Below are 15,906 nucleotides of genomic sequence, written 5' to 3' on the forward strand. Positions count from 1 at the left end.
TCACGATTTCAATATCACACGGGGGTTGCCGCCGCGCATCGACTCCGTCACCGATCTTTCTGGCGTTTCGCCGATCGCCCTATGGTGAGGCGATCGGGAGTCCGACGAGCCAGAGGACGATACATGCGGGGGCGGACACCGCTGGTATTCCGGCGCGCACTGAGCGAACCGCTCCTGTTGGCGGCAGCGTTCGGCTCGATCCTGCTCGCCACGACCACGCTGGTCGCCCTCATGACATACGCCGCCTCGGTGACCGACCGGGGCGTGCGGCAGGCGGTCGAGACGGCGCCGCTCACTCTCACCTCCACCACCGTCACGTCCTCGGTGAAGGCCGACGACTACGCCCGCATCGACCGGATGGTCCGCGACGGCATCACGCGCGGGTACGCCGGGGTCCCGCACCGCGTGGTGAGCGGCGCCCGGTCCGACTCGTACGCGATGCCGGGCCAGGAGGGGCGCGAGCGGCCTGATCTGACCCGGTTCGCCACCTACGAGGACCTGCGGGAGCGGGCGGATCTGGTCGCGGGCGCGTGGCCGGCCGAGAGCCCTGCCGGGACGGTGGAGGCCGCGCTCTCCCAGCCAGCCGCCGAGGCGATGCGGGTGGCCCCGGGCGGCGAGTTCGCGGTCGTCGGCCGATTGGACGGCCGCACGGTCAAGGTCAAGGTCGCCGGGGTCTTCCGGCTGCGAGCCTCCGACGGTGACCGGTGGGCCGGCGACGAACTGCTCCGCAACGGCACCCAGGTCGGCGGCTACACCACGTACGGGCCGCTCGTGGTCCCCGCGACGACATTCGTCAGTCAGTTCGCCACGAGCGTCTCGGCGACCTGGATGGCCGTGCCCGACCTGAGCGGCCTGATCCGTGAGGACCTGCGTCCCCTCGCCGCGTCGGTCACCGGCATCGAGGCCACGCTCCCGGGCGGATGCACAGGATGCACGGTCTCCACCGGCCTCCCCGCGATGCTCACCCAGCTCGACCGGGCCGCGCTCGTCGCCCGCTCAACGATGTTGATCCCGGTGCTGCAGCTTCTGGTGCTCGCCGCGTACGCGCTGACGTTGACGGCGCGGCTGCTGTCCGACCACCGCCGGATGGAGGTCGCGCTGCTGCGGTCGCGCGGCGCGGGCTCGGTCCGGCTCGCCACGCTGGCGGGCGGCGAGGCGCTGCTGGTCGCGCTGCCGTGCGCGGTGGCCGCACCGTACCTGGCGCCGCCCCTGCTCGCGCTGGTCGGCGGCACCGGGACGCCGCTGTGGCAGAACCCGGGCGCGACGACCTTCGCCGTCTCGGCCGCCGTGGCGCTGGCCTGCGCGGTGCTGCTCGCGCTCCCCGCGGTGCGCGGGGCGCGCCGGACGTACGTCGAGGAGCAGGGGGCGCGCGGGCGCGGCGACGGGCAGGGCATCCTCCAGCGGGCCGGGGCCGACCTGGCGCTGCTGGTGGTGGCGGTGCTGGCGATCTGGCAGCTCCAGCGCTACGGCGCGCCGGTGACCGAGACTACCGGCGGCGATCTGGGCATCGACCCGCTCATCGTGACCGGTCCGGCGCTCGCACTGCTCTGCGGCGGCCTGCTGGGCCTGCGGCTGGTGCCCCTCGTCTCCCGGATCCTTGAGCGGGCGACGACGCGGCGGCCGGGCTTCGCGGCCGCGGTCGGGGTGCGTCAGGTGAGCAGGCGGCCCGCCCGCTACTCGGGGCCCGCGCTGCTGCTGACGATGGCCGTCGCGATCGGGGCGCTGTCCCTGGCCACCTCGGCCACCTGGCGGCAGTCGCAGGACGACCAGGCCCGGCATCTGGCCGGCGCCGACCTGCGGGTGGCCACCGGGCAGGGGGACACGGGGGACGGCTTGTCCACGCTGCCCGGCGTCACCGCGCTCACGCCGGTCCACCGCGTACGGGCCTCCATGGGAGGCGGGGACGTCGATCTCCTCGCGGCGGACGCGGCCCGGCTGCCGGAGGTCATGCTGCTGCGTCCGGACCTGTCCGTCGTGCCGCTCGCCACGCTGGCCTCCCGCCTCGCCGGGGGCGGTACGGCGCTGCCGGTCGTGGTCACCGATGACCTGGCCAAGGAGCGCACGCTCACGATCGGCACGTCGCCCGTCCCGGTCGACGTGGTGGGGACCGTGCGGGCCATGCCGGGCACGCCCGCGGGCGTCTCGGCCGTCCTCGCCGACCTGACCGCGCTGCGCGCCGTCACCAAGGCCCCGGCCAAGGCGACGGAGTGGTGGCTGGCCGCTTCCGGCGACGACACCTCGGCCGCCGCGGCGGCGCTGGCGAAGCAGGGGGCGAGCGTGACCGAGGTGGCCGCCCTCAGCCGGCAGCTCAGGGACGATCCGCTGGCGGGTGGCCTGCGGGGCGCGCTGGCCCTCGGCTTCGTCGCCGCGCTCGCGTTCGCCGTGCTGGGCTTCCTGGTGAACGCGGCCGTGTCCGCGCGCGAGCGCAGGTCGGAGTTCGCCCTGCTCGGGGCGCTCGGCGTCGGCTTCCGGCAGATGCTCGGCCTGCTCGCCGTCGAACAGTCGTTCGTCATCGGGCTGTCGCTGGTCGGAGGCGTGCTGCTGGCCGCCGCGGTCGCGCTGGCGGTGGTGCCGTCCATCGTCCTGACCGGGCAGGCAACGGCGGTGACGCCACCGGTGGTGCTGGACATCCCGTGGCCGGGCATCGCCGCGCTCGGCCTCGGGGTGGGGGCGGTGCTGCTGGCAGTCATATTCGGGCTGGCCCGCTCGCTGCACCGGCGCGGGCCCGGCGGCGTGCTGCGTTCCGGGGAGGACCGATGATCCGGCTGCTCGGAGTTCACCGGGGTACGGCGGCGCTGCTCGCTCTGCTCACGCTGACCGCGTCGCTGCTGGTCGCCGGGCTCCCCCGGGCTTTGGAGGCGTCGCTCGACGAGAGCGCGGCGACGCTGCTGCGGACGTCGCCCGCGCAGACCACGGCGCTGACCTTCAGCCTGGATGGTTCGTACGCTCCGGACCGGCTCCCGAGCGTCGCGCGGATCGCGGAGTGGGACGACAGGTGGCGTGCGCGGCTTCCCCTGGCTGTGCGCCACGTCGTCGACGACACGGCCAGGTACAGCTTCATGACGCCCCCGATGGCGATCAACGGCATGCGGAACCGCTATATGGCGCTCGCCTGGGCGGAGGGCGCGGAATCACGGATCAGGTATGTCGAAGGAGTGGCGCCAGGCCCTACCGGTTCTCCCGTCCGATTCAATGTCGGCCTCGCCGCGACGGCAGCGGCTGAGTTCGGCATCAAGGTCGGGGACACGATCGGTTTGGGCGGGTATGAAGCCATGGTCACCGGCCTCTGGGAGCCGCTGGCCCCCGACGACTCGTTCTGGACCGCCTATTACGCGGGACTCGACAAGATCGCGAAGAAGCGGGAGCTCCGCGCCGAGGAAGACGAACTGCACCTCACCGGCCTCGCCAACGGCGACGCCCTGGCCGGCGGGCAGATCCCGGTCGGCTACGGCTGGACCATCCAGGTGAACCCGTCGAAGGTCACCGCGCGCAACGCCGTTGACGTGCGCGACGGGGTGGCCGAGGCCGGCCGTCTCACGGACCAGGGGAAGGGCACCTCACTCTTCACCGGGCTCGACCAGCTCATCACGGAATACCTCGACCGGCTGTCCACCACCCGCGCCCTGATGGCGGTGCTCCTCGGTGGGTTCGCCGTGGCCTGCCTCGGCACGATCGCACTCGCCGTACGGCTCCTCGGCTCGCGGATGCACGGCAGTCTCTCCCTGATGCGGGCACGCGGCGCGTCGCTGCCAAGGGTCACGGCCGTGGGCGGCGGGGTCGTCGCGCTCGCCATCGCACCCGCGGCCCTGGTCGGCGCAGCGTTTTCCCTGCTGGTGCCCGGGCCATCCCTGCCGATTCTGCTGCTCGGGCCCGTCGCCTTGGCCGTCATCGCCATCGCGTACGCGTGCGGGGCGACGGCGCACGCCCACCGGCAGCCCCTCAACGAGCGCAGGGACGACGTGGTGACGCGTCGGCCGTCCCCCCGGCGGATCGCCCTCGAGGTCCTGGTCGTCCTGCTCGGAGTCGGAGGCGTCCAGCTCCTGCGCAGCCGCGGCCTCGGCGACGACCCGTTCATGATGGTGGTGCCCGCGCTGCTCACGGTGGCCGCCGCGCTGGTCGCGCTGCGCGTCTACCCGTTCCCGCTCCGGCTGCTGCTGCGCCTCACCGCCCGCCGCCGCGACGCCGCACCGTACCTGGGACTGGCCATGGCGGCGCGGGCCGCGACCGGCGCGACCCTGCCGGTGCTGACGCTGCTGCCCGCGCTCGCGATCTGCGCGTACGGCGCGGTGACCGCCGACGGCCTCGCCACGGCGCAACGCCTGGCCGCCTGGCAGCAGGTCGGGGCCGAGATCCGGGTGCAGCGGTCGGAGGGCATCCCCGCCGACCTGATCGAGCGGATCCGCCGGACTCCCGGGGTCAAGGAAGTCGTCCCGGCGGCGGTCGGCAAGACCCACGCCGAGGTGGGGTTCACCGGCCGGGACACCGCCGTTGTGGCGGTCGACCTGAACGCCTACCGGAAGCTGGTGGCGGGCAGCCCGCTGGAGATCCCCACGGCGCCGGCGAGCGGAGCCCTCGTGTCCTCCGACATGGCCGCGATGGCGAGCTTCGACATCACCTGGCCCGAGCAGCTGACCGTACAACCCAAGGGGAAGATCGCGACGCTGCCGGGGGTGGACACCACCAACCTGGGGCTCATCGTCCTCCCCGCCCTGACACAGCACACGAACACCCTGCTGATCAGCGGCGACGCCGAGGCCGTCAAGGCCGCCATGCCGGCCGGCACGGTGATCCGCACCGTGGACGGCACACTCACGGAGATCACCTCGGTACCGCTCACGTCCAGCCTGATGACCGGACTGCGCGTCGTCACGCTGGCCCTCGCCGCGTACGCGCTGGCGGCCGTGGCGATCATGCTGGTGTCGGGGGCGGCGGAGCGGTCCCGCGCGCTGATCCTGCTGCACGCGATCGGCCTGACCCGCCGCCAGGCGAAGGGCATGACGGTGCTCGAAATCGGCCCGGTGCTCATCCTCGCCGTTCTCGCCGGGCTCGCGCTCGGGCTCGGCCTGCCCACGCTGCTCGGCAACGGCATCGACCTGTCCGCGTACGCCGGGCTGCGGTTCGGCGACTATCCGATCGACCCGGTCACGCCCGCCCTGCTGGCCGGCGGCGTGGCGGTCGTCGCCCTCGCGGGCGTCTACCTTGGAGGCAGCCGTGCAAAGTCTCGCTGACCTGGAGGCACAGGCCGGAGCGGCGAAAGCCGCGTTCGGCGCGGCCGCCCACATCCTGTGTGACAACCTGGTGCGCATCTACAAGACCGAGGGCGTCGAGGTCATCGCCCTGCAGGGGCTCGACCTGCTGATCGACAAGGGCGAGCTGATCGCCATCGTCGGCGCGTCCGGGTCCGGTAAGTCGACGCTGCTCAACGTGCTGTCCGGGCTGGACGTCCCGACCGCCGGGCTGGCCCGCGTCGCCGGCGTGGACCTGCTGTCGATGACCGCCAAGGACCGGCTGCGGTTCCGCCGCTCCGTGGTCGGGTTCGTCTGGCAGCAGACCGCGCGCAACCTGCTCCCCTATCTCACCGCGCAGGAGAACGTGGTGCTGCCCATGCGGCTGGCCACCGGGAAGGCGGACCGGGCGCGCGCGGGCGAGCTGCTCGACCTGCTCGGCGTGGCCGACTGTGCCGGACGGCGTCCCGGCGAGATGTCGGGCGGCCAGCAGCAGCGCGTCGCGATCGCCGTGGCACTGGCCAACTCGCCTGAGGTGATCCTGGCCGACGAGCCGACCGGCGAGCTCGACAGCCACACCTCCGAGGAGGTCTTCGGCGCGCTGCGCCGGGCCAACCGCGAGCTCGGCGTCACCAGCGTCATCGTCACGCACGACCCCCTGGTCTCCGACGAGGTGGACCGTACGATCGGCATCCGGGACGGGCGGACCTCCAGCGAGACGCTCCGCCGTACCTCCGAGGACGGCGGCCTGATCGCCGAGGAGTACGCCGTGCTCGACCGGACCGGCCGGCTGCAGCTCCCGCGTGACTTCATGACCGCGCTGGACATGGAGCGCCGGGTACGGCTGGAGCTCGAACGCGACCACATCGGGGTGTGGCCCGCCAACCAGGGAGACGAGCAGTCATGACCGATCAACCGCTGGTCGTCGTCGACGGCGTGCGCAAGGTCTACCCCAAGGGGGTCGAGGCGCTGCGCGGAGTGTCGTTCGAGGCGTACCCGGGTGAGCTGGTCGCCATCCGCGGCCGGTCCGGCTCGGGGAAGACGACGCTGCTCAACGTGGTCGGCGGCCTGGACCGGCCGGACGAGGGCCGGGTCGAGGTCGCCGGGCAGACCGTGACCGAGCTGCCCGAGTCCGCCCTGCTGAAGCTGCGCCGGGACGTGATGGGGTTCGTGTTCCAGTCGTTCGGGCTGATCCCCGTGCTGTCGGCGGCCGAGAACGTCGGGGTGCCGCTCCGCCTGGGCCGCTCACCGGTCGCCGAGCGCGAGGAGCGGGTTCGGATCCTGCTCAGCCTGGTCGGTCTGGGCGATCACATGAACCAGCGGCCGTACGAGCTGTCCGGCGGGCAGCAGCAGCGGGTGGCCATCGCCCGCTCGCTGGCGAACCGGCCCCGCCTGCTCATCGCGGACGAACCGACCGGGCAGCTCGACTCGCACACCGCACTGCAGATCATGCAGCTGCTCCAGGCGCTCGTCCGCAGCGAAGGGGTGACGGCGCTGGTCGCCACCCACGATCCGAAGCTGATCACGCTCGCCGACCGCGTACTCGAACTGCGCGACGGCGCCATCCTGCAAGAAACCGCCGCCTGACCGCCGCTGACCGACGGTCGGCGCCGTATCCGGTTGAGGACCCGAAGTCAGTCAGGGCTGGGTCAGACCCCGCCGGGAGGCGCTCACCTACATCATCACTGTCAGCGGCCGGTGCGGCTGGCGACGATGATCTGAACGGCTCGCTCCAGAGCGTACGCCGGGTCGGTGCCGCCGCCCTTGACCTGTTCATCGGCCGTGGCGACGGCCTGCATGGCGCGGGAGATGCCGTCCTGGCCCCATCCGGTGAGCTGGCGCTTGACCCGGTCGATCTTCCATGGAGGCATGCCGACGTGGCTCGCGAGCTGGCCGCCTCGGAGGTTTCGGGGTGCGCCCCCGACCTTGGCCAGCGACCGCAGGCCGCCCGCCAGGGCGCTGACGATCAGGACGGGTGCCACCCCTGTCGCCAAGGCCCAGCGAAGCTGTTCGAGCGCCTCGCCCAGTCGGCCTTCGACCGCCAGGTCGGCGATGGTGAATCCGCTGACCTCGGCTCTGCCTCGGTGGTACTGGGCAACCGCGGCCTCGTCGATCTTGCCCGCGGTGTCGAAGGCGAGCTGGCTGCAGGCGGCGGCGAGCTCACGTAGATCGCTCCCGACCGCGTCGAGAAGCGCCTGCGCGGCGGTGGGCGAGATCGACCGGCCGGCGCGTTTGATCTCCCCCTTGATGAAGTCCAGCCGCTCGGCGGGCTTGGTCAGTTTGGAGACGGTGACGACGTCCGCTCCGGCCTTCTTCACGCCCTCGACGAGCGCCTTGCCCTTCACGCCGCCCGGATGCGCCAGCACGAGCACCGCGTCCTCCGCCGGATGGGCCGCGTACTTGACGACCTCGGCGATGACGTCCTTGGAGAGGTCCTGAGCGGACCGGATCACGACCACGGACCTGTCACCGAACAGGGACGGTGAGGCCAGTCCGGTGAGCTCGCCGGGCTCGACCTTCCCGCCGACCAGGTCATAGACCTCGGCGCCCGGATCCTCGGCGCGTACGGCCGCCACGACGGCTCCGACCGCGCGATCGGCCAGGAGTTCCTCGTCACCGACAACCAGGGTCACGGGTGCTGGATTCGCCATGCTTGGCAGCATGCCACGCCCGGCCCCCGCGCCGGGAACCGAGGAGGGTGTATCGGCCCACGCGGTCATTTGCCGCGCGGGACGACGGCGAGACGGGCGGTCATTTGCCGCGCGGGACGACGGCGAGACGGCCCGCACGCTCGATGACCGCGACGTCGCCGGAGAGGTCCGTGCGGTAGGTCCGCATTCCGAGCAGGTGCAGACGAGCCATCGTCAACGGGGAGGGATGCCCGTAGTCGTTGCCGGCGCCGACGCTGATCAGCGCGGCGCGCGCCCGGGTCGCGGAGAGGAAGGCCGGGTCCTGCCGAGAAGAGCCATGATGTGGCACTTTCAGCACATCGACCTCTGGGACGCCCCGGCGCCACAGCCCGGCCTGTGCCGCGGTCTCCAGATCACCCGCGAGCAGCGCCGACCCGATGAGGGTGCCTCTCTCATCGGACCAGCGTACGAGCAGCACGACGCTGGCGTTGTTGGCGATGGCTCCTTCCGCCGACCCCATCTTGGGCGTGTCGGGCTCGGGAGAGACCACCGTGATCTCAGTCCCGCCGAACCGCCATCGGCCGCCGGGCGGCACCACCCACTCGGGGATCCGCCGCGCGCGGAGCTCCACCGAGACGCGGGCGCTCTCGCTCTGCGGAACCCGTCCCGGGCTCACGACCGCCGCTCCCACGGTCCGTCCGCGCAACACACCGGCCAGCCCGCCGACGTGGTCGAGATGGGGGTGGCTGAGGACAAGGAGCGGCACCCTGCTGATCCCGAGATCGTGCAGGCACCGGTTCGCATCCCCGGGCTTCGGCCCGGTGTCGATCACCACGGCGCTGCCCGGGCCGGTGGACAGGACCATGCCGTCTCCCTGACCGACGTCACAGGCGACGAGCAGCCACCCGGGAGGCGGCCACGGTGAGGTCACCGGGCCGATGACGAGGGCGGCGACGAGGGCTCCGGCGAGCAGCACCGCCACGACGTACCGGCGAATCCTCCGGCGCAGGACCACCCAGACCAGGACGACCGCCACCGCCAGGAGCGCGAGTCCGGGCACACCGCCGGGCCAGCCGATCGTCGCCGCCGGAAGCGCCGCCGCGCGCTCCGCGACGACGATGATCCAGCCGGCCGCCAGCCCGGCGGGGCGGACCAGCACCTGGGCCACGGTCATGCTCAGCGGGGCGACGATCGCGGCGCCGAATCCCAGCAGGGTCGCCGGCGCCACCGCGGGCCCCGCCAGCAGGTTCGCGGGGATCGCCACCAGGCCGAGCTGCCCCGACATGAGCACCAGCAGCGGGGTGACCGCCACCTGCGCCGCGGCCGGGACCGCTATCGCCTCCGCGGCCCAGCGGGGCATCCGCGACGCCATCCGGTCGCGCCACCTGGGAGCGAGGACGAGGATGCCACCGGTGGCGAAGACCGACAGCGCGAAGCCGTACTGCCTGGCGAGCCCGGGATTGAAGAGAATCAGGCCGAGCACCGTGGCGGAGAGCGCCGTGACGCCGTCCCGGGAACGTCCCGTGCCCATCGCGAGCGCGGCCACGACTCCCATGGCGAGCGCGCGCACCACGCTGGGAGACGGCCGGGCGACCACGGCGAATCCCCCCATGGCGACGACCGCCAGGATCGCCCGCGCGGGAAGCGGGAGACCCACCAGCCTCGCGAACACCAGGGCGGCCCCGGCGATGAACGCCAGGTTGGCCCCCGAGACCGCCGTCAGATGGCTGAGTCCCGCGGCGGTGAAGTTCTCCTTGATCTCCTCGTCCAGACGGGAGACGTCCCCGACGACCAGTCCGGGCAGCAGGCCACGCGCGCCCTGTGGGAGCACGTCGCTCGCCTCCCGCAGTCCCGAGCGCAGCGCTCCGGCGGCCCGCTGCACCGCGGAGGGCCCGGACAGCACCTCCGGCGGGCCTCGGACCAGCAGCACGGCGGCGGTCAGGTCTCCCCGCTCGGCCGTTCCCAACCGCCCGTGCACCCGGATCCGCTGGCTGGGCGACAGCATGCTCCAGCCTTCCCCCGAAGCGAGGAGGACCACGGGCACGTCGACGAGAATCCGCCCGCTCGCGTCCGTCGATTCGCCGCGCTCGATCGCTTCCCGGGGCTCAACCGAATCCGGCGGTCCGAGGGGCCGCGTTTCTGAGGGCCGGGAGCGGGCGCCCGGCGTTCCGCCGGATGGGCCGTCTCCGGTCTCGATGGAGACCATCCGAGCTTCCACCACGACGCTCTCCCGGCGGGTGAGACCGCCCCGTTGCGGTCTCACCCGTGGGTCGTCGCCGATCTCGACCTCGGCGGTGACCGTCGCGCGCCGTGCGGCGAGCTCCACCACCGGTCCGGTGCTGACCCCGTGCACCTTGAACGCCACGACCGCCGCGGTCGCCGCGCCGCAGGCGAGTGCCGCGAGAGCCGTTCCGGCCACGGGGCCGCGCGATCGGCCGCCCACGCGATCTCCCGAACCGACCGCGCGACGCCAGGAGACGAGGCGCGGCGGGCCGTTCCTGGTCGTCGCCCAGATCAGCAACGCGACGGATGCCGAACCGGCGGCCACGACGGCACCGGTCGTGGCGGAACACCCGAGGAGCACAAGCGCGGCCAACCATGAAACGGTCGCCGGGCACACCAGACGCAGGGAATGCCCCGCGGCCCATGCGGTGCCGCCCCCGGCGGTCTGGTGCGAGCCGCCGGATGGCGGCCCGAGCGCCGCCGGGGCGGAGACGGAGCCGAACCGCTGCCCGGGGCCGCTCACGGCGTGACCCGGCCTTTCAGGTCGGCGAACCTCTGCGGTCCGATGCCGGAGACGTCCTGGAGCTGCTCGATGCTCTGGAAGCCGCCATGGGCGTTCCGGTACTCGATGATCCGCTGCGCCAGCACCTGACCCACGCCGGGAAGGTCCTGCAACTGGTCGAAAGTAGCCGAGTTGAGGCTGAGCGTCCTGACCCCCTCGGCACCGGTCCCTGGTGGGGCGCCCGGCGCGGCGGGGACCCCTACCACGATCTGCTCGCCGTCCACGAGAGGCCTGGCGAGGTTGATGCCGTCAAGGGACGCTCCGGCGCGCGCTCCCCCGGCCGCTTGGACGGCGTCGACGACCCTGGATCCCATGGCGAGTGTGCGCACGCCCGGCTTGCGCACCTTGCCTGCGACGTGCACCGTCACACCCGATGCCGGCGAGGATGACGCGAGCCCGGGAACACCAGCGGCGGCGGAATCGCCGAGGGTCCCGGCGACAGCGGCTCCCCTGACGGGATCGGCACCGGCGCGATCGGCACTGGCGGGATCGGCGCTGATGGCCCCCGCACCCGACGGAACCGGAGGCGCGAGGGGCTCGGCCACCGGCTGTGATCGCCAGGCGTAGATCCCCGCCACGGTGGCCGCGAGCAACCCGAGCAACACCAGAACGCGGAGGCCGGGGCGTCCGGGGTCGAGCAGCGGCGCGGTCTCCTTCAGCATCGCGCTTCCGTTGAGCAGCGCTCGCCCCTTCGACAGGGCGCTCTCTCTGAAGGTGGAGCCCACACGCTCAGGCGGCGGTGGCCCGGGCGTGTGATCCGCCCACGGCTCCTCGTCCTTCGCCGCCCGGTGGAGCGGTTCCTCGGCTGGCGGCTCCGGATCGCCCCAGGTGGACGGTCTCTCGCCGACACGATGCGACTCGTCCTCGGCTCGGCCACGCGAATCCGAGGGCCGGCACGCCGGACGGCCCGACCGCGTCCTCAACAGGAGACGGAGGCGTGCCTCGGCGGCGAGGCGGTGGTCCGGCTGCTCCGTGGTTCGCACGCGGGTGACGTTAGGCGTGGTCACGCCTCCGCGACCGGCCCGCGGCGTGCCCTGTGGAAATCAGCTCGCCTGTGGACCGCCCGGCGCGATCGTCACGGCGAGCAGGCCGGGGCCGACATGCGCTCCGATCACGGCCCCCACTTCGAGCACGGTCACCTGTACCACCGCCGAGACCCGGGCCGCGAGGGCGTCCGCCAGTGCCCGCGCCCGCGCGCCCGCCCCGAGATGCTGCACGGCGACGCGTACGGCGCCGTCACCGGCGGCCTGGACGGCGAGGTCCTCCAGCCGGGCAATGGCACGGTTCGCGGTCCGGACCTTCTCCAGCACCGTGATGGTGCCGTCGGCGAGGTGGAGCAGCGGCTTGATCGCGAGTGCGGATCCCAGGAGGTTGGCGGCGGCGCCGATCCGGCCGCCACGCCGTAGGTAGTCGAGCGTGTCGACGTAGAAGAAGCTACGCGTGGCCGCGGCGGACTCCTTCGCCGTGGAGGCCACGTCGGCCAGGCCGGCTCCCCTCCTGGCCGCCTCCGCCGCGGTGAGGACCGGGAACCCGAGGCCCATGCCGACGGATCCGCTGTCGACGACTTCGACCGGGACGGGAGCGTCCTTGGCGGCCAGTCTGGCGGCCTCGGCCGTACCGGACAGGGAGCCGGAGAGATGGACGGAGACCACGCCGTCGGCTCCCCTGGCGGCCGCGGCGGCGTAGGCGGCGGCGAACTGCTGGGGCGCCGGCTGGGAGGTGGTGACGGGCGCGTGGTCGCGTAACGCCTCCGCCACCCCGGCGAGCGCCGGCTCCGCGGTGTCGTCGAACTCCCGCCCGCCGATGACCACGTGCAGCGGAACGACGATGATCCCCCGCATCGCGGTCTCCGCCTCGTCCAGATAGGCGGTGGAGTCCGTGACGACGGCGACCGGCATGGCAAGAGATTACCCGCTGATCACTTCCGGGTCCCGTGTCACTGGACGGGGGTGCCGCCGCGCCAGACCCGGCGCGGCCTGAGGCCGAACGACCAGGCGAAGGCGCCCTCGTGGTCGGCGTCCCACTGGACGATGTCGGCGAGCCGTCCCGGCGTGAGGATCCCGCGGTCCGGCGCGCCCAGGACCTGCGCGCCGCCGAGGGTCGCGGCGCGCAGCGCGTCGCCCACGCTCATCCCGAACGCGGCCACCGCCAGGCTGATCACGAGCGACATCGAGGTGATGCCGCAGTGGCCGGGGTTGTGGTCGCTGCCGAGCGCGATCGGGACGCCCTGGGCGAGCATCCGGCGGACTGCCGGGAGCTGGCCGTGCTGGAGGGCGGTGCCGGGGCACACGACGGCGGGCACGCCGTACCGCGCCATCAGCGCGATGTCCTCGTCGGAGGTGTGGTGCAGGATGTCGGCCGAGGCGCAGCCCATCTCGGCCGCGAGCTGGACCGCCCCGCGCCTGCTGAACGCGCCGGCGTGGATGCGGGGCAGGAGGCCGACGTTGCGTCCGGAGGCGAGGACCCAGCGGGCCTCGTCGGTGCCGAAGTGTCCCTCGTCGCAGTAGACGTCGACGCTGTCGGCTCCGGCGGCGGCCGCGTCCGCGCACCACGCGGCGGCCGCCTCGACGTAGTCCCGCTGGCGGCCGAAGTATTCCGGCGGGACGACGTGGGCGGCCAGGAAAGTGACGTGCACCCGCGGCATCATGGGCTCTTTCTCGAGCTCGCGGAGCAGCCGCACGTCGGCCAGCTCGCCGTCGCGGGTGAGGTGGTAGCCGGTCTTGGCCTCGACGGTCGTGGTGCCGCCGAGCAGCCACTCGCGCAGCCGCTCGCGGACGCCGTTGCAGAGCGTCCACGGGTCGGTGCCGCGCGTCACGGTGATCGTGGAGAGGATGCCGCCGCCCGCCGCCGTGATGGCGGAGGACGTCGAGCCGCCGGATCGCATCGCCATCTCGGCGTACCGGTTCCCGGCGTAGACGGGGTGCGTGTGCGCGTCGATCAGCCCGGGGGTGACGAGCGCGCCGCCGAGGTTCTCGACGTGGTCGACGTCGACGATGTCGTCGACGACGCCGGGAACGCTCTGCGGCAGGTCCGCGGCGCGGCCCACCCAGGCGATGCGGTCGCCGTGCACCAGGATGGCCGCGTTGCTGCACACGTCGTGGCCGGTCCACAGCCGGCCGATGTTGGTCAGGAGGCGAACGGTCATCCGACCACCTGCTTTGAGGCCGGGGACAACGAGAAGATGCCGCTCGCGGGCGATGCGCCCGCCGGGTCCACTCGGTGTCCGGAGGTCATCGGGGGTCTCCTGCCTCATCGCGCACTTCGTGCGATGACCCTGTCGCCAGGATCGAGGACCCAGGCGATTTCAGTCCAGTTACGTTATTTCACAGGTCGGCTTGCTGTACAGGGTTATTGGGAAGAACGCGGCTTCCCTCTGTGGCCTCGGGGCGGCCTGGCCGCATTTCCTGTCGCATCCGGCCCTGTCTCCGCTGCTCAGAGACGGCGATCACGCTGGTCTCCCACGCGTAACAGCACTCGATGGTGTGACCATGTTACCCGCACAGAATGTCGCATAAGACTTGCCAAACCATAGCAAGGCCAACGGGAATAAGCCACCATTTCGGTTTTTAGCCGCCTAAGTCCTGCTTTCGCGCCAAATGTCCAAAAAGTCCCGAAATGTCGCGAATGTGACGGGAGTGTACGAAACGGGGACCGCTAAAGAACGTGAGACGACTCGCAGGAGAAAGCGGCGAAACCCTCTGTCGGAGAGCGTGAGGCGCCCCGGGAAGAACACCGCTCCCCGCACTCATCCGGAGAATCGTGCGGGGAGCGGCGTCGCGGCGAAGGATCGGGTCCCGGGGGTCAGACCGTCTCGACCGGCTTGGCCACCCGGTCGAGCTCGGCGTACAGGTCGCCGAGAACCCGGGCGTGCAGGATAGTGCCGTCGCCCGTGTGCTCCACGGAGAGCACCTCGCCCTCCTGGTGCGCCCGCGCGATCAGGTCCCCCCGGTCGTACGGCACCAGCATGTGGACCTCGCGGTCCAGCCGCGGCAGCTCGCGCTCGATCAGCGCCATGAGCTCGCGGATGCCGAAGCCCGTTCGGGCGGAGACGACGACGCTGTGCCGTTCCTTCATGGTCAGCCGGGCGAGCACGACGGGATCCGCCGTGTCGGCCTTGTTGACGACCACGACCTCGGGCACGTCCAGGGCACCGTCGATCTCGGCCAGGACCTCACGCACCGCGGCGAGCTGGGACTCGGGGTCGGGGTGCGAGCCGTCCACCACGTGCAGGATCAGATCGGCGTCGGCGACCTCCTCCAGCGTCGAGCGGAACGCCTCGACGAGCTGGTGCGGCAGATGCCGGACGAACCCGACCGTGTCCGCCAGCGTGAACAGGCGGCCCTCGGGCGTGTGCGCCTTGCGCACCGTCGGGTCGAGGGTCGCGAACAGCGCGTCCTCGACCAGGACGCCCGCGCCGGTGAGCCGGTTGAGCAGCGACGACTTGCCGGCGTTGGTGTAACCGGCGATCGCCACGGCGGGAACCTGGCGGCTGGTGCGGCGGGAGCGCTTGGTCTCCCGTGCGGTGGACATCTCCTTGATCTGCCGGCGCAGCTTGGCCATCCGCTCGCGGATGCGCCGTCGGTCCAGCTCGATCTTGGTCTCACCGGGGCCGCGGCCGCCGATGCCGACGCCGCCGGCGGCGCGACCGCCGACCTGCCGGGACAGGTTGCCGCCCCAGCCGCGCAGGCGGGGCATGAGGTACTGGAGCTGCGCCAGCTCGACCTGGGCCTTGCCCTCGCGGCTCTTGGCGTGCTGGGCGAAGATGTCGAGGATAAGGGCGGTCCGGTCGATGACCTTGACCTTGACGACCTCCTCAAGCTGCCGCAGCTGGCCGGGGGTGAGCTCGCCGTCGCAGATCACGGTGTCGGCGCCGGACGCGGCCACGATGTCGCGCAGCTCGACCGCCTTGCCCGACCCGATGTAGGTCGCGGGGTCCGGCCGGTCACGCCGCTGGATCAGGCCCTCGAGGACCTCGGAGCCGGCGGTCTCGGCGAGGAGCTTCAGCTCCTGGAGCGAGTTCTCCGCATCGACGACGGTGCCGCCGGTCCACACGCCTACCAGGACGACCCGCTCGAGCCGCAGCTGGCGGTATTCGACTTCGGTGATGTCTTCGAGCTCTGTCGACAGACCCGCCACGCGCCGGAGCGCCTGGCGCTCTTCTAGTTCGTAATCGCCGATGGCGAGGTCTTCGGGCTCGTTCCGCATAAATGTCATCTCTACTAGACCAACACGTCGACACCCCTGGTGTCTTCCCCACGATGGTGAC

The 15,906-nt window shown here is 72.4% G+C and carries 10 protein-coding genes; 4 read left to right on the forward strand and 6 right to left on the reverse strand.

Going from position 1 to position 15,906, the window contains the following annotated elements:
* Positions 1 to 177: 177 nt before the first annotated feature.
* From QSK17_RS09970 to QSK17_RS09985, 4 genes are read left to right on the forward strand one after another with little or no spacing between them, the layout of a single operon-like run.
* Positions 178 to 2,760, forward strand: coding sequence for an FtsX-like permease family protein (locus QSK17_RS09970; protein ID WP_285704283.1), 2,583 nt, complete (start codon positions 178 to 180; stop codon positions 2,758 to 2,760).
* Positions 2,757 to 5,228 (forward strand): FtsX-like permease family protein, encoded by a 2,472-nt coding sequence (locus QSK17_RS09975; RefSeq protein WP_285704284.1) that lies wholly within the window; start codon positions 2,757 to 2,759, stop codon positions 5,226 to 5,228. The genes QSK17_RS09970 and QSK17_RS09975 overlap by 4 nt, the downstream gene beginning before the upstream one ends.
* A complete protein-coding gene (locus tag QSK17_RS09980) occupies positions 5,212 to 6,132 on the forward strand; it encodes an ABC transporter ATP-binding protein (RefSeq protein WP_285704285.1) in 921 nt (306 codons plus the stop codon). Before QSK17_RS09975 ends, QSK17_RS09980 begins: the two co-directional genes overlap by 17 nt.
* Entirely contained in the window at positions 6,129 to 6,812 is a 684-nt protein-coding gene (locus tag QSK17_RS09985) for an ABC transporter ATP-binding protein (protein WP_285704286.1), read from the forward strand. The genes QSK17_RS09980 and QSK17_RS09985 overlap by 4 nt, the downstream gene beginning before the upstream one ends.
* A 101-nt stretch (positions 6,813 to 6,913) precedes the next feature.
* On the opposite strand, the gene holA is transcribed toward QSK17_RS09985, so the two are convergent.
* The 6 genes from holA to hflX all read right to left on the reverse strand — a co-directional run bounded on the left by holA (position 6,914) and on the right by hflX (position 15,845).
* Positions 6,914 to 7,876 (reverse strand): DNA polymerase III subunit delta, encoded by a 963-nt coding sequence (gene holA / locus QSK17_RS09990; protein WP_285704287.1) that lies wholly within the window; start codon positions 7,874 to 7,876, stop codon positions 6,914 to 6,916.
* A 100-nt stretch (positions 7,877 to 7,976) separates the two neighbouring features.
* Entirely contained in the window at positions 7,977 to 10,601 is a 2,625-nt protein-coding gene (locus tag QSK17_RS09995; protein WP_285704288.1) for a ComEC/Rec2 family competence protein, read from the reverse strand.
* Positions 10,598 to 11,365: a ComEA family DNA-binding protein gene (locus tag QSK17_RS10000; RefSeq protein ID WP_285704289.1), complete on the reverse strand. Its 768-nt coding sequence runs from the start codon at positions 11,363 to 11,365 to the stop codon at positions 10,598 to 10,600. The genes QSK17_RS09995 and QSK17_RS10000 overlap by 4 nt, the downstream gene beginning before the upstream one ends.
* A 318-nt stretch (positions 11,366 to 11,683) precedes the next feature.
* A complete protein-coding gene (locus QSK17_RS10005) occupies positions 11,684 to 12,538 on the reverse strand; it encodes a DegV family protein (RefSeq protein ID WP_285704290.1) in 855 nt (284 codons plus the stop codon).
* 38 nt (positions 12,539 to 12,576) lie between these two features.
* Positions 12,577 to 13,785, reverse strand: a complete 1,209-nt coding sequence (gene hutI / locus QSK17_RS10010) for an imidazolonepropionase (RefSeq protein WP_285704292.1) — start codon at positions 13,783 to 13,785, stop codon at positions 12,577 to 12,579.
* A 656-nt stretch (positions 13,786 to 14,441) separates the two neighbouring features.
* Positions 14,442 to 15,845, reverse strand: coding sequence for a GTPase HflX (gene hflX, locus QSK17_RS10015; protein ID WP_285704293.1), 1,404 nt, complete (start codon positions 15,843 to 15,845; stop codon positions 14,442 to 14,444).
* Positions 15,846 to 15,906: the final 61 nt, after the last annotated feature.

The sequence above is a fragment of the Microtetraspora sp. NBRC 16547 genome (genome assembly GCF_030268965.1).
Classification (GTDB): Bacteria; Actinomycetota; Actinomycetes; order Streptosporangiales; family Streptosporangiaceae; genus Microtetraspora.

Coding starts and splice junctions, on each gene's coding strand:
- QSK17_RS09975 (WP_285704284.1), top strand. CDS start 2,757: ATGATCCGGCTGCTCGGAGTTCACCGGGGTACGGCGGCGCTGCTCGCT.
- QSK17_RS09985 (WP_285704286.1), top strand. CDS start 6,129: ATGACCGATCAACCGCTGGTCGTCGTCGACGGCGTGCGCAAGGTCTAC.
- holA (WP_285704287.1), bottom strand. CDS start 7,876: ATGGCGAATCCAGCACCCGTGACCCTGGTTGTCGGTGACGAGGAACTC.
- QSK17_RS10005 (WP_285704290.1), bottom strand. CDS start 12,538: ATGCCGGTCGCCGTCGTCACGGACTCCACCGCCTATCTGGACGAGGCG.
- hutI (WP_285704292.1), bottom strand. CDS start 13,785: ATGACCGTTCGCCTCCTGACCAACATCGGCCGGCTGTGGACCGGCCAC.
- hflX (WP_285704293.1), bottom strand. CDS start 15,845: ATGCGGAACGAGCCCGAAGACCTCGCCATCGGCGATTACGAACTAGAA.